General features: G+C 63.1%; 26 protein-coding genes. 14 read left to right on the forward strand and 12 right to left on the reverse strand.

The genetic code is table 11. The features are described from left to right. The first annotated feature begins 64 nt into the window (after nucleotides 1-64). Together AC1DZU_RS05120 and AC1DZU_RS05125 are read left to right on the forward strand one after the other, a co-directional pair. Entirely contained in the window at nucleotides 65-1,123 is a 1,059-nt protein-coding gene (locus AC1DZU_RS05120) for a CapA family protein (protein ID WP_477282362.1), read from the forward strand. A 65-nt stretch (nucleotides 1,124-1,188) separates the two neighbouring features. Next, nucleotides 1,189-2,157, forward strand: coding sequence for a hypothetical protein (locus tag AC1DZU_RS05125; RefSeq protein WP_477282364.1), 969 nt, complete (start codon nucleotides 1,189-1,191; stop codon nucleotides 2,155-2,157). Nucleotides 2,158-2,163: 6 nt separating this feature from the next. Here the strand turns inward: AC1DZU_RS05125 and AC1DZU_RS05130 are convergent, their stop codons facing one another. Then, nucleotides 2,164-2,658 (reverse strand): YegJ family protein, encoded by a 495-nt coding sequence (locus AC1DZU_RS05130; RefSeq protein WP_477282366.1) that lies wholly within the window; start codon nucleotides 2,656-2,658, stop codon nucleotides 2,164-2,166. Nucleotides 2,659-3,102: 444 nt separating this feature from the next. Between AC1DZU_RS05130 and AC1DZU_RS05135 the strand changes: the two genes are divergently transcribed. The 3 genes from AC1DZU_RS05135 (at nucleotide 3,103) to AC1DZU_RS05145 (ending at nucleotide 5,868) form a co-directional block, all read left to right on the forward strand. Further along, a complete protein-coding gene (locus AC1DZU_RS05135) occupies nucleotides 3,103-3,345 on the forward strand; it encodes a DUF1344 domain-containing protein (RefSeq protein ID WP_477282368.1) in 243 nt (80 codons plus the stop codon). Between the two features lie 159 nt (nucleotides 3,346-3,504). Further along, nucleotides 3,505-5,127, forward strand: a complete 1,623-nt coding sequence (locus tag AC1DZU_RS05140; protein ID WP_477282370.1) for an FAD-binding oxidoreductase — start codon at nucleotides 3,505-3,507, stop codon at nucleotides 5,125-5,127. A 117-nt stretch (nucleotides 5,128-5,244) separates the two neighbouring features. After that, a complete protein-coding gene (locus AC1DZU_RS05145) occupies nucleotides 5,245-5,868 on the forward strand; it encodes a hypothetical protein (RefSeq protein WP_477282372.1) in 624 nt (207 codons plus the stop codon). An 84-nt stretch (nucleotides 5,869-5,952) separates the two neighbouring features. On the opposite strand, the gene AC1DZU_RS05150 is transcribed toward AC1DZU_RS05145, so the two are convergent. From AC1DZU_RS05150 to AC1DZU_RS05165, 4 genes are all read right to left on the reverse strand, one after another. Then, nucleotides 5,953-6,474, reverse strand: a complete 522-nt coding sequence (locus AC1DZU_RS05150; RefSeq protein ID WP_477282374.1) for a hypothetical protein — start codon at nucleotides 6,472-6,474, stop codon at nucleotides 5,953-5,955. A gap of 165 nt (nucleotides 6,475-6,639) precedes the next feature. Further along, nucleotides 6,640-7,638, reverse strand: a complete 999-nt coding sequence (locus tag AC1DZU_RS05155; protein WP_477282376.1) for an alpha/beta fold hydrolase — start codon at nucleotides 7,636-7,638, stop codon at nucleotides 6,640-6,642. Between the two features lie 15 nt (nucleotides 7,639-7,653). Next, on the reverse strand, nucleotides 7,654-8,784 hold the full coding sequence (locus AC1DZU_RS05160) for a hypothetical protein (RefSeq protein WP_477282378.1): 1,131 nt from the start codon (nucleotides 8,782-8,784) through the stop codon (nucleotides 7,654-7,656). Between the two features lie 7 nt (nucleotides 8,785-8,791). Beyond that, on the reverse strand, nucleotides 8,792-9,226 hold the full coding sequence (locus tag AC1DZU_RS05165) for a DUF4383 domain-containing protein (RefSeq protein ID WP_095090901.1): 435 nt from the start codon (nucleotides 9,224-9,226) through the stop codon (nucleotides 8,792-8,794). Nucleotides 9,227-10,070: 844 nt separating this feature from the next. On the opposite strand from AC1DZU_RS05165, the gene AC1DZU_RS05170 reads away from it, so the two are divergent. Next, nucleotides 10,071-11,009, forward strand: a complete 939-nt coding sequence (locus tag AC1DZU_RS05170; protein WP_477282380.1) for a diacylglycerol/lipid kinase family protein — start codon at nucleotides 10,071-10,073, stop codon at nucleotides 11,007-11,009. Between the two features lie 81 nt (nucleotides 11,010-11,090). Here AC1DZU_RS05170 and AC1DZU_RS05175 read toward each other — a convergent pair whose 3' ends face one another. The 3 genes from AC1DZU_RS05175 to AC1DZU_RS05185 are packed head-to-tail and all read right to left on the reverse strand — an operon-like array spanning nucleotide 11,091 to nucleotide 14,829. Beyond that, nucleotides 11,091-12,008, reverse strand: coding sequence for an NAD(P)-dependent oxidoreductase (locus AC1DZU_RS05175; RefSeq protein ID WP_477282382.1), 918 nt, complete (start codon nucleotides 12,006-12,008; stop codon nucleotides 11,091-11,093). Next, entirely contained in the window at nucleotides 12,005-13,216 is a 1,212-nt protein-coding gene (locus AC1DZU_RS05180; RefSeq protein WP_477282384.1) for a mandelate racemase/muconate lactonizing enzyme family protein, read from the reverse strand. The genes AC1DZU_RS05175 and AC1DZU_RS05180 overlap by 4 nt, the downstream gene beginning before the upstream one ends. Next, the gene (locus AC1DZU_RS05185; RefSeq protein WP_477282386.1) at nucleotides 13,213-14,829 is read right to left on the reverse strand and encodes a GMC family oxidoreductase; all 1,617 of its coding nucleotides are present in this window, start codon (nucleotides 14,827-14,829) and stop codon (nucleotides 13,213-13,215) included. The genes AC1DZU_RS05180 and AC1DZU_RS05185 overlap by 4 nt, the downstream gene beginning before the upstream one ends. 202 nt (nucleotides 14,830-15,031) lie before the next feature. Between AC1DZU_RS05185 and AC1DZU_RS05190 the strand changes: the two genes are divergently transcribed. Together AC1DZU_RS05190 and AC1DZU_RS05195 are read left to right on the forward strand one after the other, a co-directional pair. Then, nucleotides 15,032-15,973: a phosphoribosylaminoimidazolesuccinocarboxamide synthase gene (locus AC1DZU_RS05190; protein WP_477282388.1), complete on the forward strand. Its 942-nt coding sequence runs from the start codon at nucleotides 15,032-15,034 to the stop codon at nucleotides 15,971-15,973. Nucleotides 15,974-16,064: 91 nt separating this feature from the next. Continuing rightward, a complete protein-coding gene (locus tag AC1DZU_RS05195; RefSeq protein ID WP_095090906.1) occupies nucleotides 16,065-16,460 on the forward strand; it encodes an acyl-CoA thioesterase in 396 nt (131 codons plus the stop codon). Between the two features lie 253 nt (nucleotides 16,461-16,713). On the opposite strand, the gene AC1DZU_RS05200 is transcribed toward AC1DZU_RS05195, so the two are convergent. Then, the gene (locus tag AC1DZU_RS05200) at nucleotides 16,714-17,082 is read right to left on the reverse strand and encodes a winged helix-turn-helix transcriptional regulator (RefSeq protein ID WP_477282390.1); all 369 of its coding nucleotides are present in this window, start codon (nucleotides 17,080-17,082) and stop codon (nucleotides 16,714-16,716) included. A gap of 89 nt (nucleotides 17,083-17,171) precedes the next feature. On the opposite strand from AC1DZU_RS05200, the gene AC1DZU_RS05205 reads away from it, so the two are divergent. Beyond that, nucleotides 17,172-17,777, forward strand: coding sequence for an NADPH-dependent FMN reductase (locus tag AC1DZU_RS05205; protein ID WP_477282392.1), 606 nt, complete (start codon nucleotides 17,172-17,174; stop codon nucleotides 17,775-17,777). Between the two features lie 56 nt (nucleotides 17,778-17,833). Here AC1DZU_RS05205 and AC1DZU_RS05210 read toward each other — a convergent pair whose 3' ends face one another. Further along, nucleotides 17,834-18,346: a winged helix-turn-helix transcriptional regulator gene (locus AC1DZU_RS05210; RefSeq protein ID WP_477282394.1), complete on the reverse strand. Its 513-nt coding sequence runs from the start codon at nucleotides 18,344-18,346 to the stop codon at nucleotides 17,834-17,836. Here AC1DZU_RS05210 and AC1DZU_RS05215 point away from each other — a divergent pair. Beyond that, nucleotides 18,345-19,325 carry a quinone oxidoreductase family protein gene (locus tag AC1DZU_RS05215; protein WP_477282396.1) on the forward strand — a complete coding sequence of 327 codons (981 nt, stop codon included), beginning with the start codon at nucleotides 18,345-18,347 and terminating at the stop codon, nucleotides 19,323-19,325. The two genes, AC1DZU_RS05210 and AC1DZU_RS05215, sit on opposite strands and share 2 nt — an antisense overlap. A 37-nt stretch (nucleotides 19,326-19,362) precedes the next feature. Here AC1DZU_RS05215 and AC1DZU_RS05220 read toward each other — a convergent pair whose 3' ends face one another. Further along, nucleotides 19,363-21,444 carry an ABC transporter ATP-binding protein/permease gene (locus tag AC1DZU_RS05220; RefSeq protein ID WP_477282398.1) on the reverse strand — a complete coding sequence of 694 codons (2,082 nt, stop codon included), beginning with the start codon at nucleotides 21,442-21,444 and terminating at the stop codon, nucleotides 19,363-19,365. A gap of 114 nt (nucleotides 21,445-21,558) precedes the next feature. Here AC1DZU_RS05220 and AC1DZU_RS05225 point away from each other — a divergent pair, with 114 nt between their 5' ends. The 4 genes from AC1DZU_RS05225 (at nucleotide 21,559) to AC1DZU_RS05240 (ending at nucleotide 25,128) form a co-directional block, all read left to right on the forward strand. Next, nucleotides 21,559-21,720, forward strand: a complete 162-nt coding sequence (locus AC1DZU_RS05225) for a hypothetical protein (protein ID WP_477282400.1) — start codon at nucleotides 21,559-21,561, stop codon at nucleotides 21,718-21,720. 162 nt (nucleotides 21,721-21,882) lie between these two features. Continuing rightward, complete coding sequence (locus AC1DZU_RS05230) at nucleotides 21,883-22,437, forward strand: winged helix-turn-helix transcriptional regulator (RefSeq protein WP_477282402.1); 555 nt, start codon at nucleotides 21,883-21,885, stop codon at nucleotides 22,435-22,437. Next, nucleotides 22,434-23,558 (forward strand): HlyD family secretion protein, encoded by a 1,125-nt coding sequence (locus tag AC1DZU_RS05235; RefSeq protein ID WP_477282404.1) that lies wholly within the window; start codon nucleotides 22,434-22,436, stop codon nucleotides 23,556-23,558. Before AC1DZU_RS05230 ends, AC1DZU_RS05235 begins: the two co-directional genes overlap by 4 nt. Nucleotides 23,559-23,565: 7 nt before the next feature. Continuing rightward, on the forward strand, nucleotides 23,566-25,128 hold the full coding sequence (locus tag AC1DZU_RS05240) for a DHA2 family efflux MFS transporter permease subunit (RefSeq protein WP_477282406.1): 1,563 nt from the start codon (nucleotides 23,566-23,568) through the stop codon (nucleotides 25,126-25,128). A 54-nt stretch (nucleotides 25,129-25,182) separates the two neighbouring features. On the opposite strand, the gene AC1DZU_RS05245 is transcribed toward AC1DZU_RS05240, so the two are convergent. Continuing rightward, entirely contained in the window at nucleotides 25,183-26,493 is a 1,311-nt protein-coding gene (locus tag AC1DZU_RS05245) for a hemolysin family protein (protein WP_477282408.1), read from the reverse strand. Nucleotides 26,494-26,608 lie beyond the last annotated feature (115 nt).

A 26,608-nucleotide genomic window follows, 5' to 3' on the forward strand; every position in this document is an offset into this window, starting at 1 on the left:
TCGACGGATGCGCTTCAACCCTCGAGCCCGACGGTCTACACAGGGCAAACGATTGGGCTTGGGCGTGTCGAACTATCCGCTTTCCTACAAACTGTCGTGGCTGCCGCGCTTTCTGAAGCCCTCGCTCGGCGGTGATGCCAATGGTTTCGCGCCGATGGCCGCGACGATGATGACGCCGCCGCCGAGGCGGGCGGTGCGGTTGGCCTTCATCGGCGACATCTCGGCGGTGGCCAACCGCGGCGCGCCGGACTGCGATCCGGCGATCAAGGCGTTGCTCGGCGCTGCCGACCTGGTGATCGGCAATTGCGAAAGCCCAATCGTTCACGGACCAAGTGCGGTGCTGGGGACAAAACTCGGCACGCACCATGCGATGAGCGAGCGCTTTCTGGTCGAAGCGCTGGCGGCCGTTGGCATCGCACACGAAAGGCTCGTGCTGTCGCTGGCCAACAATCATGTGCTCGACCAGGGCGTCGCCGGTTTCGACGCGACGGTGGCGGCGCTGGAGCGGCTCGGCATCCGCAGCATCGGCCTGGCTGCCGGCGGTCCCGTCCAGCGCTTCGCGGTCGGGCCGCTGAATGTCGGCTTCGCGGCCTTCACGCTATGGCGCAACGCCGATGAAAACCTGTTCGCCGGCTGCGTGTCGTTGGAAAGCGATCCAGCGCACTGGCCGCGCGATGCCGTCGATCTTCTCTGCGCGGTGCCGCACTGGGACTGGGAGTTCCGGCATTTTCCGCGCGCCGAGACGCAGGCGCTGGCCAGGCGGCTGGCCGGGCAGGGCGTCGGGCTGATCGCCGGCCATCACGCCCATGTCGTACAACCGGTGGACCGGATCGACCAGACGATCGTCGCCTATGGGCTCGGCGATTTCCTCGGCACGGCCCTTGCCCGCCAGCCATGGCCGGGGCGGATTGGAGGAATATTCATCGTCGATGTCAGTACCGATGCCGGCACGCGCGGCACCATTGCGTCGTACCATCTGCATCCCTTTGTGCGGCTGCGCGCCGGTGATCATGAGCGGCTGCTGCCGGTGGAAGGGTTGAAGGGGCGAATGCGCGGCAAGGTGGAGGGTCGGCTGCGGGCGATATTTCCTTCTCCCCCAGGCGAAGAAGGTGTCACCGCTTAACCGTCTGGCGGCACCCGCAAAACCGACTATCATGCGCCAGCAGAGGCAGGCTTGCGGGGGTGGCGATGGAAACAGCGGATTTCATGCCGAGCGAGGCGGTCACGGCCGGCATCCGGAAAGACATCGAGACCTATGAGGCGGCGAGGGCTTCGGCGGTTCGGCAGGTGCGCTGGCGGGTGCCGCTGTTCGTCGGTCTGGTGCTGGTGTTCGTGGTGCTGGTCGCTTGGCTGTTCAACAAGGTCGCCGACCCCAACGAGCAATGGTTCTCGACACCACATGTGTTTCTCTATGGCATCGGCTTGGTGGCTTCGAGCGTGCTCTACTTCCAGGCCATGAAACCGGCGACGCGGCTGCAGCAATCGTTCCGCGAGACGCTGCTGCCAATCATCTTCGGCTCCATTGCGGATATGCGTTACCAGCATGGAGGGAGGCCGAACTCTTTCGACCGGCTGCCACGCGAGGCGGTCGGCGCCTTCAACAAGCAGTCGTTCGACGATGTCGTTTCGGGCCGCTACGAAGAGTTTCCGTTCGAGCTTTACGAAGCAGAACTGCGAGTAGGGTCGGGCAAGGATTCATCGACAGTCTTCAAGGGTGTCATCGTCGCTTTCGAAGCGATCGAGCCGTTCCCGGGGGTATTGGTGGCGACGCGTCGGACCAATGCGGTCGTCGTCTTCTTCCGCGGCATGTTCGCCAGCAAGATGCAGGACTTGTCGTCCGGTGTGCCCGAACTCGACGCCGCTTATGAATTCCGCACCGACAACATCGAGGCTGCACGGCCGTTGGTAACCGGCCGGCTGGCGCAGGCGCTGAAATGGCTGGGCGAAACCTGGCCAGACGATCCGGCCCGCGTCGCGCTCAACGGCAGCGACGGTTTCCTGCTGCTGCCGCAGACGAAGAATTTCTTCGAACTGCCAGATATCTCGGTGCCGCTCGACTACACCAGGCATGTCGCGCCGATGATCGCGGACATGGGCGCCATGCTGGCGACCGCAGCGCTGGTGCGCAAGATCGGCGCGAAGGACGAGATCGGTTGACCGCTGTCAGCAGTCGAAGCCGTACTTGTCGCGCATGTAATCCGCTTCTTCTTTCGACATTTTCTTGAACATCACACAGACAGTGAAGCTGCCGACCTGGCGCCCGCCGCGCGTGTATCCCCAATCGGAAATATCGTCCCTGGTGAATTCTATGTTCTGGCCGAGGACGACGCTCTGCACCTCTTCGGGCTGGTTCGCCAATATGCCGACAAAACCGGTCTCGGTGCGGCGGAACGGTATGACCCAGAAGTGTTCGGTGACATTCCCGTCCCGCACCTTGACCTTCAATTTGAACCGATCTGTGCCGGAGGGAGGAGCCTCGGACAAAGCCAGGAATTCATCCAGGCTGGCGAGTGCCTTCGCAGTCGCTGCCGCCATTTCGGGATCGCCGGGAGTAAAGATAACCGTCTTGTCGTCGTCCGGATCTATTCCTTGTGCGCCGGCCAATCCCGGAGCAAACGCCAGCATCAGGGATATCATGGTCCGGACTGCAAGCTTCATGGAAGGCCCCCTTCATCGCGACGGTCGACACCATCCTGCATCCATTCCCGGATTGCAACCGGAGCGCGAGTTTCATCCGCTTTAGGAGGCGGTCGAACTGATCCTTGAAACAAAATTTGTACCGATGACCGGTCAGCAGTCTGTTTCGTGATGCCGCCCGAGGTGGATTGCGGCTGCCGCGTGGTGATCGAAAGCTTCCCGCCACAATCAGCCAAGTGACTCTTTTCGTGGAAAGAAGTGCACTTGTCGGAGGGAGACGAAGCGGCCAGAAGCTGCATCGACGGCAGGCAATGTGTCGGAATTAAGCCTATGATATTGTTTGCGAAAATTCACCCAACGTGATTTGCGGAGGAGGAGCTTTCCGTTTCAGTTTCAGGCCGTTCGGTGCTGTCGTTGCTTAAGACGGCAGCCCCGGAAAACCGAAACAGCACGGAGTGCTTACCGATGAAGAAGACCCTCGCAACCACCGCCGCCCTGCTCGCCTTCCTCGGCACGGCCTATGCCGCGACCGTTCAGGGCACCATCCAGTCGGTCGATCCGACGACCAAGTCGATCACCCTCGACGACGGCAAGATCTACCAGCTGTCGCCGGACGCGGCGGTCGGCAAACTGAAGGTCGGCGCCAAGGTGGCGGTGACGGTCGATGACAAGACCGGCATGGTGACGTCGATCAAGAAGTCTTCGTAAGTCCAATCTCTGATGGGTAGGGCGCTGTCCCTCATCGCCAGGCAGGCGGATGAGGGGCAGCGCAACTCTTGATGCCGTAACAAAGCCACGGCTCCGCCATGTACTGCTATGGTTTTTGCCAAAGCGCCGCGCTATCCCTTGGCCAACGGGGGGATATCCATGGCCGAGGAACAACAAGGGTTTCGCCTGTCGCGGCGATTGCTGCTGGGTGTGGCTGTCTTCGGCGGCGCGGTGCTGTGGGGCGGCACCACGGTGGCGCGGCTGGCGCGAGGACCTTCGGGACCGAAGAACGCCGGACGGATCGCCGATGTCGACGGCATCGCACTGCCGCTGAAGCCGATTGCCAGCCCGCCGGCCTTCGATCCTTCGCTGCCCTGGTCGGCAAAAGGCGGCGACATCAACGATGCCAGCGGCCTGTCGAAGACGCCGGTCTATGGCGTGGTCGAGGTCAGCGAGGAAGACCACATCGCAAAGGCGCTGGCCTTCGCGCGCGCCAACGGGCTGAAAATCTCGCTGGCGGCCATCCGCCACTCGATGGGCGGGCACGCCTTCGACGACAACGCGCTGGTGCTCGATCTCAGAAAGTTCAACAAGGTCACCGTCGATGCCGCGGCCAAGACCATGACCCTGCAGCCGGGCGCGCGCTGGCACGATATCCAGAACCTTTTGCATCCGCGCTTCGCGGTGAAGGCGATGCAGTCGACCGACATCTTCTCGGTCGGCGGCTCGCTGTCGGTCAATGCGCATGGCATGGACCACCAGGCGGGTTCGGTTGCCGGCTCGATCCGCTCGATGCGGGTGATGCTGGCCGATGGTTCGGTGACCGCCTGCTCGCCGACCGAAAACATCGAACTGTTCCGCCACGTCGTCGGCGGCTACGGCCTGTTCGGCGTGGTGCTGGAGGCGACGCTCGATATCGTCGACAACACGGTCTACCGCACCTCGCGCGAGATCATCAAATCGGACGATTTCCCGAAATTCTTCGCCGACGTGCTGGAACCGAACAAGGAGATCGGCCTGTTCTACGGCCATCTGTCGACGGCGCCGGGCAATTTCCTCGAGGACATGATCGTCTATCGCTATGACAAGGTGGCCGACCAGCCGCCGGCCGACCAGCCAGAGATTGGCGAGCCGGGTTCGGTGGGGCTGAAGCGGGTGCTCATCAATCTGGCGAAATGGGGCAGCCTGTTCCAGGAGCTGAAGTGGTTCACCGAAAAGACGCTGGAACCGAAATTCGAAAGCTGCACGGTGGCGCGCACCTCAGCCATGGCCGAAGGCGAGGCCTGTCTCGTCACCCGCAACAACCCGATGCACGATTCGGTGCCCTATCTGTTCAACGACCTGATGGATGAGACCGACATCCTGCACGAATACTTTATTCCGCGCGCCGCCTATATCGAGTTCATCGCCGAAGCGCGCGAAATCCTGCGCAACCAGAAGCTGCCGGTGCTCAACGCCTCGGTGCGCATCGTCCACAAGGAGGATATCGCGCTGACCTACGCGCCGGAGCCAGCCTATTCCCTGGTGCTCTACATCAACCAGCCGACCGATGGCGACGGCAATGCGAAAATGCGGGCGCTGACACGGGCGCTGATCGACGTGACGATCAAGCATGGCGGGCGGTTCTTCCTGCCCTACCAGCTGCACTACACGGCCAGGGAATTGCTGGCGTCCTATCCAGAATTGCCGGCCTTCCTGGCGGCGAAGCGGCAATATGACCCGACGGAACTGTTTTCCTCGACCTTCTACCGTGCCATCAAGGCGCTGAGCGGGATGGTGTAGAGCGCGTCGAATCGACACGGAATCAGGCGACGCGCTTTACTCATTTGTTGATTGCATGTCGTTGCCCCAAAACCGGGGCCACTTTTGGGCGACATGCAATAGTCAGGAGAACAACCAATGCGGATGGTATCAGCGGCGGCACTCACCCTCATCGCGCTGTGCGCTGGACCGGTCCAAGCCGAGGATCTCAAGGCTTTCAAGCTGACGATCGACGGCGTGACGGTCGACATCGATCCGGGCGAGAGCACAAACGTGACGCTGCCCGGCGGCAAACAGAGCAAGGTGACGCTCGAGCGCAACGACTTCGCCACCTTTTCCGGCGGCAGTTTCTCCTTCGTCCATCCGAGCGACATCTCGGTGACCAAGACCGATCTCGGCGAGAACATCACGCAGTATCTGATGGCGTCGGCGCTGGGCACGATCGTCGTCGTACAGGAATACGGCAAGATGAATCCGGTGTCGCTCAACCAGCTGATGCTGCAGGAGATGACCAAGGAATCGGTGCAGGCCGGTGCGACGCTGACGCAGGAGCCGACGACGCGCAAGCTCGCCGACGGCAAGGAACTGACCGGCATTCTCGCCAAGGTGAAGACACGCACCGACACCGCCGATTTCGAGATCGTCGGCTTCGGCCACGCCGATCAGGGGCTGCTGTTCATCACCCGCGTTGCCCGCGAGGATGCGGCCACCGAAAAGCCGCTGATCGACAAGTTCTGGCAGAGCCTGAAGGTCAAGCTGTAAGGGCGTTGTTTCGACGCAATTCCCTAATGGAAAGCGCTACGCGCTTTCCCGGGAAGACCGCTTCACACTTGCCCTGGAATTGCTCTACAGCCCCTTCGGCACCAGTCCGGCCAGCCAGTTCGCCGACCGTTTCGCCATGTCGGCGGTCGCCGAGGCAGCGCGACCAAGATCGGTCTTGACCACGGCGTAGCCATTCTTCGTGCGGTAGAGCACGCCGGTTCCGCCATCGACCACTTGTTCATAGGCGACTGGCCGGGCGGCCTCCGCTTCCACGGCCGTCGTCGGCGACCCGACCGGGACGCTCGGTCGGCGGCTCAATTCCGGCGGAAGCGGGCTTTTGGTTTCAACGACCCTGCTGGCGGGCTTCAGCTCCGGGCGCGACGCGGTCGCGGCCAGTTGCGAGGAGGACGACGAACCCTTGGCGCGGCAGATGCCGGAGATGAGCGGATAGTTGAAATTGCGCTCGTGCAGCATCTGGCTCTTCATCGCCGCTTCGCATTCGGCGATCGTCGACCACTTGGCCGGCGTCTCGCCGATATATTCGCAAAGCCTGGCGTCGCAGTCGCAGCCGACAATGGTCATGGCGACAAGGGCGGTCTTGATCACGGTCTTGTCCCTTCGAGATGCCCCCCGGCAGCCCATTTCGGTGCATGTAGCGGTCCCAAACCCGGTTTCCGCTTTTGGACGACGTGCAACAATCCATCGCCCGCGAACAAGGCGGGATTTGGCCGCGATTGTGGAATGAGCGTGGCGGAGCGCCGAACCGTCGATCTATCGAGTGGCCGGCAAGATTCGTTTGAGGAAATTCGCGATCAGCGGCACCACGTCGTGCGGGCGTTCGACCTGCGGGATGTGGTTGACGCCATCGAGAACCGCCAGTTCGGCGTGCGGAAACAACGCGGCAATCTCTTCACCCTGTGCCAGGGGCGTGGTCGTATCGTCTCGCCCCCAGATGACGAGGACGGGCGGCGCAAAGGTGCGATAGTTCGCGGGGTTGGCGGCAAGCGATTTTCGTTCGTCGTTGAACAGGCCGCTGAACAGCCAATGGCCGACCGCATCGGTGGTGCCTTCGACATTGAGGGGTCGCGCGTAGATCGCGATGCGTTCAGCCGTGACCACGTCGTCGTTCTCAATGAACGAGCGCAGACCCGGTCCGACCATGAGCGGGTTGGTGAAGGTCGAGGCAGTGAGCAGTTCGCGAGGCCATCGCAGGTTCAGGACAGCGGCAAATGGCATTGTCGGCGCCTCGGTCCGGCCGAGGCCAAGTGCGACGTCGAGCAGGATCAGAGCGTCGATGCGATCCGGAGCCTCGAAGGCGGCTTCGATCACGCCACCGCCGCCATAGGAATGGACACCGACGCTGAAATGGCGGAGGCCGAGCGCGTCGGCGAAACCGAGGACGCGTTTTGCGTGGGCAGCGCGCGAATAGTCCTGGTCGACCGGTCTTTGCGAATAGCCAAAGGGAGGCATGTCGGGCGCTATGACGCGAAAGCCCTGTTCTCCCAATGGCGCGGCGATATCGCGGTAGGTCTCGGCCCAGGAGGCCGTGCCGTGGAACAGCAGCAGCGGCGACCCGTCCTGCGGTCCCCAAACCTGGTAGTGGATCTTCAGGCCATCGACGGTGGCAAACAGCGCTCCCGCCGGAGCTGCCTCCTCGGGTGACAGGTTCTCTCGCAGCGCCGCCGCGCCGCGAAAGCCGACAAGCACGACCACAATGAGCACGACCAGCGTGAGCGCAAGCCAGCCGACGATGCGGATCAGTCTGCGCATTGCCCGGCTATCGTCTCAATAGTCATAGACATGTTCAAGCCTGGCGCCTGACTTGATCAGAGCCGGCAGCACAAGATGCAGCTTGCGCACGGCGACGGTCAGCCCGGTGCGGCGCGTCGACGGGTCAGCCGGTAGCGGATAGCTGAACAGGATGCGGATGACTTCGGGCACAGCGATGGAGTCCGTCGAAAGCACGGTGACCATGATCTCGTCATTGCCGCCGATTTCGACGAAGGAGACGCCCTTGTCGATCAGGCGCGGAATCATCTCGGTAAAGACCTGGTAGCGCTTGGTGACGAAGACAGCGCCGTCGGCGCCGTAGTCGCGCTCCAGCAAGGTATCGGGCTCGTTGCGCGTCGCTTCTCCGACCGGCCCTTTGGCCCAGACATGGATGTCGAGGAAGGCTGGTGGGGATGTGGCTGCGAGTGCCTGCTTGATCAGGTCGGCGTAGGCCTGCTTGATGGTGTCGGCAAGGCCGAAGGCAAGCTTGCGTTCGCTGGTGCGGATGGAACTGTCGCCTGGCGCCGGCTGCACGGCAAACAGGCCGGCGCGCTTCTCGCCATAGGGAAATTGATACCAAGGCACCTGGTCGAGGAAAGCGGCATAGTCGGCAGCCACCTTGGCCTGATAGATGTCGGCGGCGGTGCGCTTGGCAGCGGTCGCCTCGGTGACGCGACCGACCGTGTTCTCATAGACCCATTGCAGGATATGTTCGATGCTGTGGCTGGTGCCGATGATGACCAGCATCTGGTGGTTGGCGAAGTTGAAATTGTAGGCAGAGCTGGCGCGGATCACCATGGCGTAGTCCTGCCAGAAGCGACCGACGTAGGACCAATAGGGAAAGCCGCTCGGCTGGTTCTTGTCGACGAAGCCGGCATATTCGCGGGCGGCGTAGACGATCGCCCATTCCGGGTAGGTGAGGAAGGTCGATTCCTCCGGCCGCTGATAGCCGGGGATTTCGGCGCGAACCTTGCCGGCCAGCGCCTTGGGCGGCGCGCCGTCGGCAATGCCGGGCAGCGGCGCCTTGTCGAGTGACGACGTTGTCAGGAAGCCATAGCTCAGCCCGACGATCGGGATCAGGACGACGATGACGATCAGCCACAGGATCGTCTTGATGATGCGCTTCAGCCAGCGAAACATGAACATGGCCGGATCAGGCCGTGGCGAAGTGGTCGTGTATGCGCTTCGACAGCCAGAAGCCGACATAGACGGCGAAGCCGCCAATGACGATGTGCGGCAGGTTGGCGAAGAAGCGGGCCGGGAATTCGATATCGTTGAGGGAGCGGAAGCCGTTGATGAAGATGCCGGCATCGAGGCAGCCCGAACCGGTGATCAGGCCAAGCACGCCGTCGAACAGATAGACCGAGCCGAACAGCTTGAAATAGAACACCGCCTGGCGGTGTGAGATGAAGGCGGCGGCCAGCGCCCAGACGCCGGAGAAGGCGTGCAGCAGGTCGTCGTACCATTGCAGCGAGAACAGGCCGAACAGATTGCCGTTGGCATCGTTGAACGCCGGTATGTAGCCGATGGCGACGACGCCGAAGAACAGGAACGCATAGGCAACGGCAAGCTTCTGGATCAACGTCATGAAGTATCCCCCTTCAGGGAGCCATTCGCTAACGCTAACTCTGCCGGACGCCTGACGCGGTTTTCTGCACTTCCGATGCTCACGGACCCATATGTCCGCTGCGCTTCGGTTCTCGAAACCCACGCCATACGCCTCTGCAGAGCGCGTTATCAAACGGACTCCGACGACGCCGAACGTTAGCTGATTTCAGCGCCGGTTGCAGTCATATCCGGAAACAGCGTAAAAATTGTAGGGGATAGCCAAAAACAACAGTCGGCGCCGGGATCTCTCCCAGCGCCTCCCTGTCAGATCAGGACACGGTCGCGGCAGCAACTTCCGTAAAGTCGTCGCGCCATGCCGGCCTTGATTTTGACGGTCCTGCCAGCCCGCCACCCGAGAGCAGCGCCCGTTCGGGACCACGCCGGTCTCCGCCCTTGCGGGCTTTGCCCTGCGCACCATCGAAGGTTTTTGCCGTCCTTCATGGCAGCATCGGTCCGCCGTCGGCGTTGGCACGCTTTCCGCGGCCCCGTAGGTCTCGGCATCCGTCCCTCCAACAGGCAAGCCTGCTCTCGCTCAGGGCCGTACGGGCCTCAGGAAATCCGCCTTTCACTTCGCCTTTCGGCTGGGCGATCGGTAGCCGCCTGAGATGGGTTCAATGTACGCCGGGTAAGTGGTCGGCGACACTGCGGCAGGCCTGTGGATAGCGGGATTATCGGGGATCAATCAAGGACAGCGGATTTTCCGGTCCGCCATGACGGGCGGCAGCGGTGGACATTCGCCCTTGCCCTGTCGGCGGGCGCGGGTTTCAATGCCGGCAAAGGATTCGAGGCGCCGGGCGCCTTGATGTCCTTGCGGGAGGGTGTGCTTGAAAGTCGGGGTGGTCCTCAATCCGATTGCCGGTGGCGGCCGGTTGAAACGGCATTGGCCGGAGGTCGCCGCGTCGCTGAAAAAGCATTTCGGCGAATTCGAGCTGCGTGAGACGCAGGCCGAAGGTGATGCCGAAAGGCTGGCGCTCGATCTCGCGGCAAACGGTTTCGACCTGGTGATTGCGGCCGGCGGTGACGGCACTGCCAGCGAGGTGGCCGACGGGCTGCTGCAGGCGTCCAAGGAAGGCCGCAGGACAACCGAGCTTGGCCTCTTGCCGTGCGGGACCGGCATCGATTTCGCGCGCGGGCTCGGCCTGCCGAAAGAGGTGGATGCGGTGGTGAAGCGGCTCGCGGAGGCCAAGCCTCGGAAAGTCGATGCCGGACGCATTTGCTACATCGACGACCATGGGGCACTGGCCAGCCGCCATTTCATCAACATCGCCAGCCTAGGCCTGTCGGGCGCCACCGACCGCGCCGTCAATGCCGACAAGCGCAAGGGCAAGATGTCGGCGAAGTCGCTGTTCCTGTGGCGCACCGTGGTCGAGTTCATCCGCTACCGCTTCCAGCATGTCAGGATCACCGTCGACGACGGCACGCCGGTCGAGGCGCGCATGGCGCTGGTGGCGGTCGCCAACGGCAAGTTCTTCGGCGGTGGCATGATGATCGCGCCGGATGCGGAACTGGCCGACGGGCAGTTCGACATCGTGATTCTACGCGCCTCCGGCAAGCTGAAGTTAATCTGGGACATCCGGCTGCTCTATGGCGGTCGGCACCGCAACCATCCGGCGATCACCATCCTGCGCGGCCGGAAAGTGGTGGTCGAGCCGCTCGGCGATGTCGAGAAGAACGGCGCGCTGGTCGACATAGATGGCGAGTCGCCAGGACGTATACCGGCGACCTTCGAGATCCTGCCTGGCGCGCTGACGCTCAGATATTGAATCAAGTCGTTAACAGATCGATTCAGGTGAATCCGGAGACGGATCCCAACCAACTGAAATCGCTTGATTTCTTTCCTGTGGTCAGACTTCGAGTTTGGCTGGAAAACCGGGAGCGCGCAGGTCAGTGCCAACGGCATCTTCCAGCAATTTGACGATCTGGGTCGACCACGCGGCGCCGCCATAGGCTTCCTTGCCTTGCTCAAAAATCGCGTTGACGCGCGATGCCAGCTCGAGCGGCACGCCAGACTGTTCGCCCATGGCGAGCGCGAAGCCGAGATCCTTCAGCGCCAGGTCCATGGTGAAGCCGATGTCGTAGGAGCCGTTGAGAATGAGCTGGCTTTCGGTCTCATGGACGAAGCTGTTGCCGGAGGAGGCAACGATGGCGTGGTAGGATTGGCCGAGGTCGAGCCCGCCTTGCCTGGCCAGCATCAAGGCCTCGCCGGCGGCGACGAGATGGATGAAGGCGAGCATGTTGGTGATCACCTTGATCACCGCCGCCGAGCCCACCGGACCCATCAGGAACGACTTCGCGCACATCGCTTCGATTGCCGGGCGATGGCGCGCATAAAGTGCTGCATCGCCACCGACCAGTGCGGTAACTTTTCCGACAGCCGCCAGATGCACGCCACCGGTGACGGGGCATTCCAACGTTTCGATGCCCTTGGCCGAAGCGAGGGCGGCCAGACGCACGATCTCGTCGCGCCCGTTGGTCGACATCTCGATCCAGGTGCCGCCTTCGGGCAGGCCCTCAAGCAGTCCATCAAGGCCGGCCAGCACCGCTTCGCTGACTTTGGGCGAGGGCAGGCACGTGATGGCGTTGCCGGCTTTAGCGGCGGCTTCGGCGGGACTGTCGGCAGCGGTCGCGCCGAGCGCAACGAGGCGCTCGACGGCGATGGGGTCGCGGTCGAAGACGGTGACCGCAAAGCCGTTGCGGATCAGGCTGGCGGCAAGATTGCCGCCGAGATGGCCAAGGCCGATGAAGGCGTAGCTTTCGCTCACGGCATCAGCGGCGTCTGCATCATCTGCAGATGCAGTTCCTTGCCGGTGTAGGGATGCGCATCGCAGACCGATTCGTTGAGCTCGACGCCGAGGCCGGGCTCCTTCGACGGGATGACAGTGCCGTCCTGCCATTCGATCTTCTTCGTAAGCAGCGTGGCGTGGAACCCGTCCCACTGCTTCAGCGATTCCAGGATGAGGAAGTTGGGCAGCGTCACCGCCAGCTGGATGTTGGCGGCGCCGACGATCGGCCCGCAATAGCAGTGAGGGGCGACCTGGATGTGGTAGGCCTCGGCCATGGCGGCGATCTTCTTGGTTTCGAGGATGCCGCCCGAGCGGCCAAGGTCTGGCTGCAGGATGGTCGCGGCTCGGTTCTCGATGACCCGGGCGAATTCGAACTTGGTCGTCAGCCGCTCGCCGGTGGCGATCGGGATCGACGTGCCTCGCGCCACCTGCGCCATCACTTCGGGCATGTCGGGCGGCACCGGTTCCTCGAACCATAGCGGATCATAGGGTTCGATGGCGCGGGCCATGCGCAGCGCGCCGGAGGCGGTGAACTGGCCGTGGGTGCCGAACAGGATGTCGGCGCGGGTACCGACCGCCTCGCGGATCGCCTTGATCATGCGGGCGGAGAGATCGATGTCAACAAGCCGCGGCTGATGGCCATCGAAGGCGGTATAAGGGCCGGCCGGATCGAGCTTGACCGCATTGAAACCCTGCTCGACATATTCGAGTGCGCAGGCGGCGGCGAGATCGGGGTCGTTGTAGACGTTCTTGCCGCGCGCATCCTCGGAGTGGACGCTGCCGGTGTGCGGGTAGAGGTAGGTGTAGGAGCGCAGCGTCTCGTGCACCTGGCCGCCGAGCAGTTTGTAGACCGGCTTGTTGGCCTCCTTGCCGATGATGTCCCAGCAGGCCATTTCCAGCGCCGAGAAGCAGCCCATGCCAGACACGTCCGGGCGCTGGGTGAAGCCGGACGAATAGGCGCGGCGGAAGAAATTCTCGATGTCGTGCGGATCGCGGCCGATCAAATAGCGCTCGGCCATGTCCTCGACCATCTTCGCCGTGACATGGGCGGAGAAGGTGGCGTTGTAGGCCTCGCCATAGCCGACGACACCGCCATCGGTGGTTAGCTTGACGAAGATGAAATACTTGCCGCCGATGCCGGGCGGCGGGTTGCCGACAACCCAGGTCTTGACGTCGGTGATTTTCATTTTTGGTCCTCCAGAACCAGTTCGGCGCCCTTCCAACCGGTCATGATCGAGGCGGCGTTGGTGTTGCCGGTGATGTTGTCGGGAAAGATCGAAGCGTCGATGACACGCAAGCCCTCGATGCCGTGCACCTTGAGGCGCGGATCGACGACGGCGCGCGAGGGATCGGGGCCCATGCGGCAGGTCGACACCGGATGATAGACGGTGCCCGAGCGCTTCCGGAAATCCTGGATCAGATCGGCGTCGGATGTGATCGACGGGCCCGGCAGGACCTCTTCCTTGATGATCTCGGCCATTGCCGGCATCGAGGCGATCTTGCGCACGAACTTCACCGCGTCGAGCATCTCGGCGACGTCGGCCTCGGTCGAATAGGCATTGGCTGAAATCCGGGGATAGTCGCGCGGATTGCTGGAACGGATCATGATCTCGCCGCGGCTCGACGGGCGGCAATTGGACAGGCCGATGGAGAAGCCGGGCCACGGGTCGGGCGTCAGGATGGGGCGCTCGCCGCTTTTCGGGATGACGGTCGAGAAGGCCTGGAAATAGAGCTGCATGTTGGGGCGGGTCGCCGCCGGGTCGGTGCGGAAGAACCCTCCGGCATTGTTCATCGACAGCGACAGCGGGCCGGAGCGCGTCAGGATGTATTGCATGCCGACCAGGAGCTTGCCCCACCACGGACGCAGCGTCTGGTTGAGCGTCGGCAGCCTGCCCTTGAAGGTGTAGTTGATGCCGACATGGTCCTGCAGATGCGCGCCGACATTCCCGTTGGCATGGACGACGGCGATGCCAAGCCCCTTGAGCAGCGCCGAGGGGCCGACGCCGGACAGCTGCAGCAATTGCGGCGAGTTGACCGAACCGCCCGACAGGATGACCTCACGCCCGGCACGCGCCGTCTTGGTCTCGCCGTTCTGCAGATATTCGACGCCGACGGCGCGCTTGCCTTCGAACAGCACCCGGGTCGCCAGCGCGTTCATCTCGACGCGGACGTTGGCGCGCTTCATCGCCGGGCGCAGGAAGGCGCGCGCCGCCGACATGCGGCGGCCGTTCCTGGTCGAGATCTGGTAGACGCCGACGCCTTCCTGGGCAGCACCGTTGAAATCGGGGTTGAGCGGCAGGCCGGCCTGCTGGCCGGCGGCGAGATAGCGCTTGGTCAGTGGGTGGACGGCGTCCGAACAGTCGGTGATATGCAGCGGGCCGCCGACACCGCGCCATGCGTCGGCGCCGGCCTGATTGTCCTCCAGCGCCTTGAAGGCCGGCAAGATATCGTCATAGCCCCAGCCTGGGTTGCCGGCGGCTGCCCAGGCGTCGAAATCCTCGCGCGCGCCCCGGATCCAGACCATGGCATTGATCGAGCTCGAGCCGCCAAGCAGCTTGCCGCGCGGCCAGTGGTCGGCATTGCCGGCGAGGCCTGGATCCGGCTCGGCCTTGTAGTTCCAGTTCACCGCCGGATCGAAGAAAGTCTTGCCGTAGCCGAGCGGCATCTGCACGTAGAAGCGGCGGTCCGTGCCGCCGGCTTCCAGCACCAGCACGGAAAAGCGTCCGGAGGCCGACAGTTTGTCGGCCAGGACCGAGCCGGCCGAGCCGGAGCCGACGATGATGAAGTCATAGGTCTGCATGATTGGTGGGCGGCTCCGGAAATCTGGCCACAGCCTAGACGCGGCGGGTCCGCCGCGTCGCCGCGCCTTCCGGCATCGGTTGTGAAAAAAGCGACCGCGATGCCAGGTCGAGTTGCGGGGAATCCCGACAATCGCGCTTGATATGCATGGGGTCGACAGCTTATGCGATGATATCGGCCAATCTGCGGAAGGCAGGAATCATATGCGCACCCTGTCTGATGCCTTCATTCCCGAATTGCCGGGCCATTACAGCGGCAAGGTCCGCGAAAACTACGACCTGCCGGACGGCAGGCGCATCATCATCGCCACCGATCGTCTCAGTGCCTTCGACACCATCCTGACCTCGATCCCGTTCAAGGGGGAGATACTCACCCAGACGGCGCGGTACTGGTTCGAGGAAACCGCCGATATCTGCCCGAACCATGTTCTCGAGTATCCCGACCCGAACGTCGTCGTCGGCACAAGGCTGGACATCCTGCCGGTCGAAATCGTCGTGCGTGGCTATCTGGCGGGAACCACCAGCACCTCGATCCTGACAAGGTACCGGCGCGGTGATCGCGACATGTATGGAATGACCCTGCCGGACGGACTGCGCGACAATGAAAAACTGGCCGAGCCGATCATCACGCCGACCAGCAAGGCTCTGCACGGTGGCCATGACGAGCCGTTGTCCAAGGCCGAGATCCTTGACCAGGGCCTTCTCACGCAGGCGCAGTGGGATACCGTGTCGGGCTATGCCTTGGAGCTGTTCGCCCGCGGCCAGCAGCGCGCCGCCGAACGCGGCCTTATTCTCGCCGATACGAAATACGAATTCGGGACCGACAAGGGCGGGACCATAATCCTTGCCGACGAAATCCACACGCCGGACAGCAGCCGATACTGGATCGCCAGGAGCTATGAGGAAGCCCTCGCCAGCGGCAGTCGGCCGGAGAGCTTCGACAAGGATTTCATCCGGTCCTGGGTCTCCGAGCGATGCGATCCTTACAGCCAACCGATACCTGACATACCCGACGAGATCGTCGAGCAGGCATCGCGGGTCTATGCGCAGGCTTACGAGGCAGTCACGGGCAGAGAATTCTGTCCTGACCTTTCTGGGCATCGCGTCCTGGATCGCATTCGCTCGAACCTCGAGCGTTACTTCTAGCGGTTAAGCGAGACTTCGGTGGGTGGCGCGTTGACCTCTCGGCGCCATAACGGTACGGGATCGAGGGCATTGACCTCGAAGGATTTCCCCCATGGTGCACTACGCTGAAGGACGGCCGCTCGGCGATCTGACGCTGCGCACGCTGGCCATGCCTTCGGACGCCAATGCGGCCGGCGACATCTTCGGCGGCTGGGTGATGGCGCAGATGGACCTTGCCTGTGGCATCCGTGCGGCCGAGCGCGCCAAGGGCCGCGTGGTGACGGCGGCGGTCAAGGAAATGTCGTTCGCCAAGCCGATGAAGATCGGCGACACGCTGTGCATCTACACCCATGTCGAGCGTGTCGGCCGCACCTCGATGACGCTCAAGGTCGAGGCCTGGGCGCAGCGCTATCTCTCAGACCTGATGGAGAAGGTCACCCATGCCGATTTCGTCATGGTGGCGCTGGATGGCGAGGGCAAGCCAAAGGCGGTTCCGGCGGAAGCCTGACAGGGGCTTCGGCGCACAGCCATGCCGGGTGAACTCGCGGCAGACGCGAAACGGGCCGCGCACGGTCTGTTGATGAACGAAGACAATCAGTCAACGATTGCTGAACGCCGCGCTGGCAGGTACCGCCGCGGCTTTGCCCTTGTCCGCTGACGGCGTCCGTCTGAAAGCCAGACCCGAAACCGGTCAACTGCCGCCGACGGAATGCAATGTCGCTAGCGCAGCCATCGGCGAAAACCATTCCAATACAAAGGCTTCAGGCATGCGTCGCGTCGAATTTCTCACGCGCTGCCCGCACGCGCGTGGTGTTGACGCGCGCCCATTCACCGAGTGCGCTGACCGGGATCAGCAATTCATGGCCGAGTTCGGTCAGCTCATAATCGACGCGCGGCGGAATGGTCGGGAACACCGTGCGGGTGACGAAACCGTCACGCTCCAATCCGCGCAAGGTGGTGGTCAGCATCTTCTGCGAGATGCCGCCGACAGAAGCGCGTAACTCATTGAATCGCAACGGTCCTTGGCCGAGCTTGCCGACCACGAGAACGGTCCATTTATCACCGACGCGCTGCAGGATTTCCGAAACGGCGCGGCAATCTTCGGTGTTGAGCGGGTTCCTCAGTAACAAAAAGGTGCCTCCTTGCGCCGCGAGTTGACAGTATCTCATATAGCGCCGGTATCCAAACGATACCAGCTTTACTTGCAAGGAAGAGCCCCATGTCAAAACCCAAGATCGCCATCATTGTCGGTTCGACGCGCGCCGCGCGCTTCGCCGACGTACCAACCCAGTGGATCGCCAAGATCGCCAAATCGCATGCCGACATCGACGTCGAGATCGTCGATCTGCGCGACTTCCCGCTGCCGTTCTTCGACGAGGTCGCATCCTCCGCCTGGGCGCCGTCGCAGAATGAAGTGGCGAAGCGCTGGCAGAAGAAGGTCGCTGAATTCGACGGCTTCATCTTCACCGCCGCCGAATATAATCATGGTCCGACGGCCGTGCTGAAGAACGCCATCGACTACGCTGCCAACGAATGGAACAAGAAGCCGGCCGGCTTCGTCGGCTATGGCAGCGTCGGCGGCTCCCGCGCCGTCGAGCAGCTGCGCCTTCATGCGGTCGAATTGCAGATGGCGCCGGTCAAGTCAGCCGTTCATATCGCCTGGGGCGACTTCCTCGCCGTCCGCCAGGGCGAGAAGAAGCTCGAAGACCTCGAGCACCTGAACCAGGCCGCCACGGCGCTGGTCAACGACGTCGCGTGGTGGGCCAAGGTGCTGAAGGCAGCACGTCAGGCCGACGCGGTCGCCGAGGAAGTCAAGGCGGCTTGACCGCCGGTTCGAATTATCCTCCCAAGGATCCGGGGCGGCGCTAGCGCCGCCCTTTTTCAATTGTGGGAGGCGTACGTCTCCCGCGCCGGCCTTGGGCGGATGATGCAATTGGCGAGGCGATCCATTTCGTTGAGTTCGTGGGCGTGGTGCTGGCCCCATTGGCAGAGCGCCAGTAGGATCGGCTCGAGGCTGAGGCCGAGACTTGTCGCCGAATATTCGACGCGCGAGGGGACTTCGGCAAAGATCTCGCGGCTGACGAGGCCGTGCTCTTCCATTTCGCGCAGTTGGTGGATCAGCACCTTCTGGGTGATGCCGGGCATCATCGCCTTCAGCGCCGACAGCCGCCGCGGGCCGTCGAAGAGATGGTAGAGGATGACCGCCTTCCAGCGCCCCGCGATCACTTTCAGGGCACGCTCCGCCGGCAGCATCGGCAGTCTCTTGATGGTCAGTCTCTTGCTCGGATTGGCCATGGTCACCTCTTGGTCAGCAGGGGACAAATGAGTGTGTAGTCGAGGCTTCGCAGATAGTGGCAAACCGTGGCCGATGCCATAGCGATCGGAGTTTGCCATGAAAGCCATTCAACTCAGCCGCTTCGGCGGTCCCGACGTGCTGGAGGCGGTCGACCTGCCGTCGCCCGTGCCGCAGGCCGGTGAGGTGCTGGTTCGCGTCCATGCCGCCGGGATAAATTTCTTCGAAGTGCTGATGCGCAGGGATGGCTACGCGGTGACGCCGCAACTGCCGATGATCCTTGGCGTCGAGGCTGCGGGCTTCGTCGAGGCCGTTGGACACGGGGTGGATGCGTCGCTGCTGGGCGCCCGTGTCGCTGCGCCTTTGTTCGTTTCGAAGCGTCCCCACAGCGGCTATGCGGAGCAGGTGACGATCGACGCCGATCTCATCGTGCCGCTGCCGGATGCCCTATCGTTCGAGGATGCGACGGCGTTGTTGGTGCAGGGGCTGACGGCCATTCACCTGCTGCGGCAAAGCTCGCCCGGCGGCAAGTCGGTGCTGGTGCCGGCCGCGTCGGGTGGCGTCGGTTCGCTGCTTGTCCAACTGGCCAGGCTAAAGGGCGCACGCAAGGTGATCGCGGCCGCCGGAGGCAAGACCAAGCTCGATCTCGCTCTGTCGCTGGGCGCCGATGCCGCCGTCGACTATATCAAGCCCGATTGGCCCGCCCGCGTTCGCGACATCACGGACGGGCAGGGCGCCGATATCATCTACGACACGGTCGGCGGCCCGCTGACGGCTGCGTTGCTACGGGCTCTGGCACCCGGCGGCGAACTGGTGTTCGCGGCGCTTGGCCGCTACGCGCTTGCGGCTTCGGACCTCGAAACGATGATCGGCCGCAACCAGTCCTTGAGAGGTTTCGCGCTGCTTCCGTTGCTGTCCACGGACGTACTGAAAGCCAGCCTGCCCGAGCTGTTCCAACTGGCGGCAAGCGGTCGGCTGCAGGTCGCGATCGGCGGCCGCTTCCCGCTCGACCAGGCTGGCGAAGCGCACCGCTTGATCGACGAGCGCCGCTCGACGGGGAAGGTGGTGCTGACGCCCTGATATTGTGGTCGATCAATCGCTTCAGACTGAGCGGACTTCATTTTTTTGTCTGGGACAACGTCGCCTTGTTCGATGTCACGCCGCCTTTCGGTCGAGGCGCGCCGGAGCCCCACAAGGCGCGCCCGATCAAGTTGCGTCTGCCCTTGCGTGGGACAAGATCGATATCGCTGACAAGCTTTGCACCGCCCTCGCGCCGCTCCAATGTGATCTTGCGGCTATGGAAGACTTCCAGCTCGGCGCGATGCGCTACGCTTATGATGGTGACCTTCGGCAATTCTTGGATGAGCACCTCCATCATCCTGCCCTGGCTCTTCTCATCGAGCGCCGCGGTTGCTTCATCCAGCACGATGATGTCGGGGCTGTGCAGCAGGAGCCGCGCGAAGGCGAGTCGCTGTTTTTCGCCACCCGACAAGGTCTGGTCCCATGGCGCGTCTTCCTCGATCTTGTCGGCGAGATAGGCGAGCCCCACTCTGTCGAGCGCAGCCTTGATCTCCTTGATCGTCCAGTTGTCGGCGGCGGCGGGATAGGCGACAGCGCGGCGAAGCGTGCCTGAGGGGATGTAGGGTCGTTGCGGCAACATGAACAGCCGTCTGTCGGCGTGGAACTTGACGCTGCCGCCACCCCACGGCCACAGGCCTGCGACGGCCCGCACCAACGTGCTCTTGCCTGAACCGGATTCGCCCGCCACCAGCACCCGCTCGCCCGCTTCGATTACGACCTTGGTTTCCTTGACCACGGATGTGCCGTCGTCGAGCGTCACGGAGAGATTGTCGATGCTGAGCATCGCACCGTCTTCGGTTTCGCCGCGCTGGATGCGTCCCAGGGCGTCGCTCTGCTCAGCGCGTTCCAGGCCATCGAGCGACATCATCAGCGAGGCGATGCGCCTTGCCGAGGCGTTCCAATCGGCGAGACGCGGGTAGTTGTCGACCAGCCATCCGAATGCGCCCTGCACGATGGCAAAGGCGGAGGCGGCCTGCATGACCTGTCCAAGTGTCATGCTGCCTTCGAGAAACTTTGGAGCGCAAAGCAAAACCGGCACAACCGGCGCGAACAGGCTCGACCCCTGCGACACCAGTGCCGTGCGCATGTGCTGGCCTGTGAGGAGCGCCCATTGCCTGAGCACATGGGCGAACCTCTTGTCGATGCCGCTGCGCTCCTCCTCTTCGCCGCCGAGCAATGCGATACTCTCGCCGTTCTCGCGCACGCGCGTCAGCGTGTAGCGGAACTCGGCTTCCGCCTGGTTCTTTTCCTCGGAGAGGTGGACGAAATGGCGGCCAATCACTGCCATCGAGGTGGAGGTGATCGCTGCATAGATGATCGCGGTGATGACGAGGAAGCCGGGAACCGTGATGGTCGAACCCGAGACTGTGAAGCTCAGGGCTCCGCCGATCGTCCACAGCACCACGATGAAGGTCGAGGCCGACAGAAACGCGTTGATGACACCGGCGGTGAAGTCGACCGGGGATTCGGTGGCAATCCGCAAATCCTCCGACACGCGGGCTTCGGGGTTCTGGTGGTCGCCGCCGACGAGGTTCAACTGATAATAACGGCCGTTCGCGAGCCAGCGCGCGATGACCGCGGTGGTGAGCCAGGAACGCCAGCGGCGCTGAATCGTCATGCGAAGGAAGACTTGTGTAACGACAAGGCTTCCGCTCCCGAGCACCAGCGGCACGAAGACCGCGGTCAGGAAATACACGGTGTGGGCATCGCGTTGCTCAAGGGCGTCGAAAATCGCCCGGTTCCAGCGATTGATCCCATACTGGAAGCCGACGTTCACGCATATCAGGAACAACAGCCCGATCGTGAACGGCCAGGCGAGCCTGTCGCCGCCGCGGCCCCAGTAACCGCGGGCGCTGATCCAGAAGCGCTTCAACAGATATCTCTTGCGCGCCTGCTCGGCCTCCTCGGGCGTCAGTTCCGGATCGGGTTCGATGACATCCGGCGGCGGCGCGGCCTGGCCGTTGACCTCGGGCGCGGAATGCCCGTCGACCTCAGGCCCGGCATGCCCGTCGGCCTTGGGCGCGGCTTCGACAGTCGATGCCTTTTCCTGGCGCGACTTTTCAGCACCGCGTGGTTTGGCACCATTGACAGATTTCGGCTTGGATTTGGCCCCGGACATAGGCCGATAACGGCTTAAAAATCAAAAGGTTTCACGATGTCAACGGATCGCGCTGATTATCAGCGTACGGCTTCTCGGTGAGCTCTGGGCGGGCGGGTGGCGAGGAGGCTGTCGATGAACGCGCGGGCCGGCATGGGGCAGGCCCGCCGTGTCCATTCAGGCTACCGCCGGGATATGGCGCGGGCCGGCGAGCATGGCGAGGCCAAAGCCTTCGATCGAGCACGTGACCCAAACATTTTTGACGTGACGTCGCCGCGATCCGTATCCACGGCGTAGCGTACGGCGCCGCCGCCCATCCGAAGGGGCGGAATGGACGTCTTGGTGTTTTAGCCGATCTCCGTTGAAAACCAGGTTCCAGTCCTCGATCCTTACAAGTCACTTGCATAATGCAATCCACTAGGCTATGAGTCACTTTTATTTTGAAAGAGACCAACGACAATGGTTGCCAAAACAAGCTTTGAAACCCGCCCGTGCCCCATCGCACGCAGCCTCGACGATGTCGGCGAATGGTGGAGCATTCTTCTGTTGCGGGATGCGTTCCAGGGCCTGACGCGCTTCGACCAGTTTCAAAAGAGCCTGGAGATTGCGCCCAACATTCTGACGCGGCGGCTGAACAGCCTGGTTGAGCGTGGGCTGTTCGAGAAGCGTATCTACTGCGAGCGGCCGCTTCGCCACGAGTATGTCCTGACCTCAAAGGCTCGCGATTTTCGCCCGGTCCTGCTGTCGCTGCTCGCCTGGGGCAACCGGCATCTGGCGCCTGAAGGCCCGAGCTTGGTGGTGGTGGACAAGGCGGACGGGCGCTGGGCCGAGCCGGTGCTGGTCGATCGCCACAGCGGCAGGGAACTCGACAGTGAGGATTTCACCATGGCGACGGGACCTGCGGCTACCGATCGCATGCGGCAGCGGTATCGCTTCGGCAGCGAGGGCTCCGGCCTTCCGCTGGTCGACAACGCGCTGCACCAGCACAGCCAGGAAGAGGGGCGCGGCAGATGAACAAGGTTCTTTCGCCGGCCGAATTGCAGCCATCGGTCGCTCAAAATCTCACGCCTGCCATTTCCGTTGCGCCCACTCCCATGCCCGCCAGGAAGCGTCGCAGGCCGCTGCTGATGTTGGCGGGCCTTGTCGTGATCGGCGTCGCCGGCTGGTACGGCGTCCAGTGGTGGCAGGCCGGACGCTTTCTCGTCTCGACCGATGATGCCTATGTCGGCGGCAACGTCACGCCGCTGGCCCCAAGGGTCGCCGGGCATATCGACCAGATCCTTGTCGAGGACAACCAGCATGTCGCCGCGGGCCAGGTGGTGATCCGCATCGACGACCGGCCCTTCAAGGCAGCGTTGGAACATGCCGAGGCGTCGGTCCAGCAGCAGCAATCGGCCCTCGACAATCTTCATGCCCAGGTCTCGCTGCAGAATTCGATGATCCAGAAAGCCGAGGCCGATCTTGACGCCAAGAGCGCGGCAGCTGTTTTCACCGATCAGGATGCGAAGCGCTATGAGGTGCTTGCCAGCACCAGGGCCGGTTCGCAGCAGGACGCACAGAGAAGCTTTGCCGCCGATGGCCAGGCCAAGGCGTCGGTCGCCGCCTCCCGTGCGGGACTTGCGGCAGCGAAGCAACAGCTCGACGTCCTCAACACTCAGATTTCGGAAGCAACCGCGGCGGTCGCGGCAGCCAAGGCCGATGTCGACACCGCGCAGCTCGATCTCGGCTTCACCGAAATCCGCTCGCCCATCGATGGCATCATCGGCAACAGGCTGGCGCAGGTCGGCACCTATGTTTCACCCGGCAGCTATCTCCTGACGATCGTTCCGGCCTCGGGGCTGTGGGTTGATGCCAATTTCAAGGAAGACCAGCTGCGCCACATGGCCGACGGGCAGGCTGCGACGGTCTATACGGATATTGCGCCCGACGAGCCGCTCAAAGGACACGTCACCAGCCTGGGGCCCGCCACCGGGGCCATCTTCAGTGTGATCCCGCCGCAGAACGCGACCGGCAATTTCACCAAGATTGTCCAGCGTGTCCCTGTCAGGATCACGATCGACCAGGACCAGGTGCAGAAGGTTGCGCTCAGGCCAGGCCTGTCGACCGCCGTGACGGTCGATACCGCGTCGCGCTGAGGACGCCATGTCAGAGCGCGCCGTCCCGCAGTCCTTCCTCGCGAGCATCCTGCCGTTCATGGTGATGTGCGTGGGGATGTTCATCGCGCTTCTCGACATCCAGATCGTCGCGTCCTCGCTCCAGGATATCGGTGGCGGCCTGTCGGCTGCCCAGGATCAGATCGGCTGGGTGCAGACATCCTACCTGGTGGCGGAAATCATCGTGATCCCGCTGTCGGGCTGGCTCACGCGCGTGTTCTCGACACGATGGCTTTTCACCATCTCGGCGGCCGGATTCACCCTGGCAAGCATGCTTTGCGGATTGGCCTGGAACATTGAAAGCATGATCGCTTTCCGCGCACTGCAGGGGCTGCTCGGGGCGTCGATGATCCCGACGGTCTTCACCTCGTCGTTCCATTATTTCCAGGGTCCGAGGCGTGTCTATGCGGCCGCGGTGGTTGGCAGCATCGCTTCGATCGCGCCGACGCTCGGCCCCGTCATCGGCGGCTGGATCACCGATACGCTGAGCTGGCATTGGCTGTTCTATGTCAACGTCATTCCAGGCACCATCATCACCATCCTTGTTGCCGCCTTGGTCAAGATCGACGAACCCGATCCGTCCCTTTTGAAGGGCGCCGACTACATCGGCATCGTCCTGATGGCGGTCAGTCTCGGCACGTTGGAATATGTTCTCGAAGAGGGTTCGCGCTGGAACTGGTTCGATGATGCGACAATCCGCAATGGCGCCATCCTCGCCGGGGTCACCGGAGTTCTGTTCGTCGTCCGCAGCCTGACCTATTCGCAGCCGGTGGTCGATTTCCGCGCCTTCGGCAACCGCAATTTCGCGATCGGCTGTTTCCTCTCGTTCATAACCGGTGTCGGCATCTTCGCCACGATCTTCCTGACGCCGCTGTTCCTCGGTTACGTGCGCGGCTACGACGCCCTGCAGACCGGGCTGGCGGTCTTTTCCACCGGCGTTGCTTCGATGGTTGGTGTCCCGGTCTACATCTTCCTCGCCAAGCGCTTCGACACACGCTGGCTGATGATGTTCGGGCTTGCCTCCTTCGGCGCGTCGATGTGGAGCTTCAGTGCCATCACCAGTGAATGGGGCGCCGCGCAGCTGCTTCTGCCCCAAATCTTTCGTGGCTTCCCGCAGGTTTTCGCGGTCGCGCCCAGCGTCAATCTCGGTCTCGGCAGCCTGCCGCCCGAACGACTGAAATATGCCAGTGGCCTGTTCAACACGATGCGCAATCTCGGCGGCGCTGTCGGCATCGCCGTTTGCGGCGCGATCCTGAACGACCGCACCAACTTCCATTTCCTGATGATCGCATCGCATTTGACGCCACAGAATGAGGCTGCCATGCGTCTCGTCGACAACGTCGCGCTGCGCTATGGCCAATTGCCCGGCGCCGTCGGCGACGGTCACACCGCTTCGCTGAAGCAGTTGTGGGCGTTGGCCTATCGCGAGGCGTCGACCATGGCCTATGCCGATGCGTTCCTGGTGATCATGGTGGCGTTCGTCATCGCGACGGCGCTCGTTCCGTTCCTGCGCAACGTCACGCCGAAGGCGCCGCCTCCGGACGCGCACTGAAGCGGGACCGACGCGACGACCGAACGAAACCGACAGGAGCCGGAAAGTTGGTCGTCAGCGCACCGGCTCGCGGTGCGTGCCGGGCAGGCGGGTGGCGATGAGCTTGTCGATGCGGCGGCCGTCGAGATCGACCACTTCGAAGCGCCATCCCTGCGCGTCGACGCATTCGCCGGTCGCCGGCAGATGGTGCATGTGCGACAGCACGTAGCCGGCGACGGTCTCGTAGTCGCGGTTTTCCGGCAGGTCGATGCCAAGGACATCGGCCATCTCGTCGGCCTGCATGTAGCCGGCAAGCAGCCACGAGCCGTCCTCGCGCTTGACGGCATTCTCCTCGTCGCCGGCATCGGTGTCCGCCCTGAAGACGCCGGTGATGGCTTCGAGAATGTCGGCCGGGGTGACGATGCCTTCGAAGTGGCCGTACTCGTCATGCACCAGCGCCATCGGCACGTCGGATTCCTTGAGCTTCTGCAGCACATCCAGCGCGTCGGCCTGATCATAGACGATGGGCGCGGCGCGCACATGCCTGCGCGGGTCGAGCACGCGGCCGGCAAGCAGTGCGGCGAGCACGTCGCGCGTCTGGACGACGCCGACCATGACATCGACGCCGCCATCACCTGCCGGCAGGCGCGAATGCTGGGTCTCCATCAAAAGCTTGCGGATGGCGCTCTCGTCGGACTGCAGATTGATCCAGTCGACCTCGGTGCGCGGCGTCATCACGGCGCGTACGGCGCGGTCGCCAAGCCGCATGACACCGGCGATCATGCGCCGCTCGTCCGATTCGATGGTGCCGTGATGCTCGGCCTCGGCGACGAGCATCTTGATCTCCTCGTCGGTGACCTTCTCTTCGCTTTCGCCGCGTTGGCCGAGCAGCCACAATATGGCGCGGCCGGAAATGTCGAGCAGGAAGACCAGAGGGGCCGAGACGGTGGCGAGGATGGTCATTGCCGGCGCCGCCCGCGCGGCAACGCGCTCGGGATCGCGCAAGGCGATCTGCTTGGGTACCAGCTCGCCAACGATCAGCGAGAAATAGGTGATGATGGCGACGACGATGCCGACGCCGACCGGATCGGCGACGTTTTCGCGCATGCCGGTCGAAGCCAGGAAGGTGGCCAGCCGGTCGCCCAGCGTGGCGCCGGAAAACGCGCCGGAGAGAACGCCGACCAAAGTGATGCCGATCTGCACCGAGGACAGGAACTTGCCGGGATTGGAGCCAAGCTCCAGAGCCCGGCCGGCACCGTTGACGCCGCGGTCGATCATCGCCTTGAGCCTAGCCGGGCGCGACGAGACGATGGCGAGCTCGGACATCGACAAAAGGCCGTTCACACAGATGAGGACGACCACGATAGCGATTTCGACGTATAGCATGAGCGGTCAATAGCATTGCGGCGCGGCTTTCGAAAATAGTCCGCCAAGATTTTTAGAAAATGACAGTGACAGCTCTCAACCGATGTCGTCTGCGGCATCGGGGTCACGGCCATTT

It is taken from the genome of Mesorhizobium sp. P2_A12, from assembly GCF_056405075.1.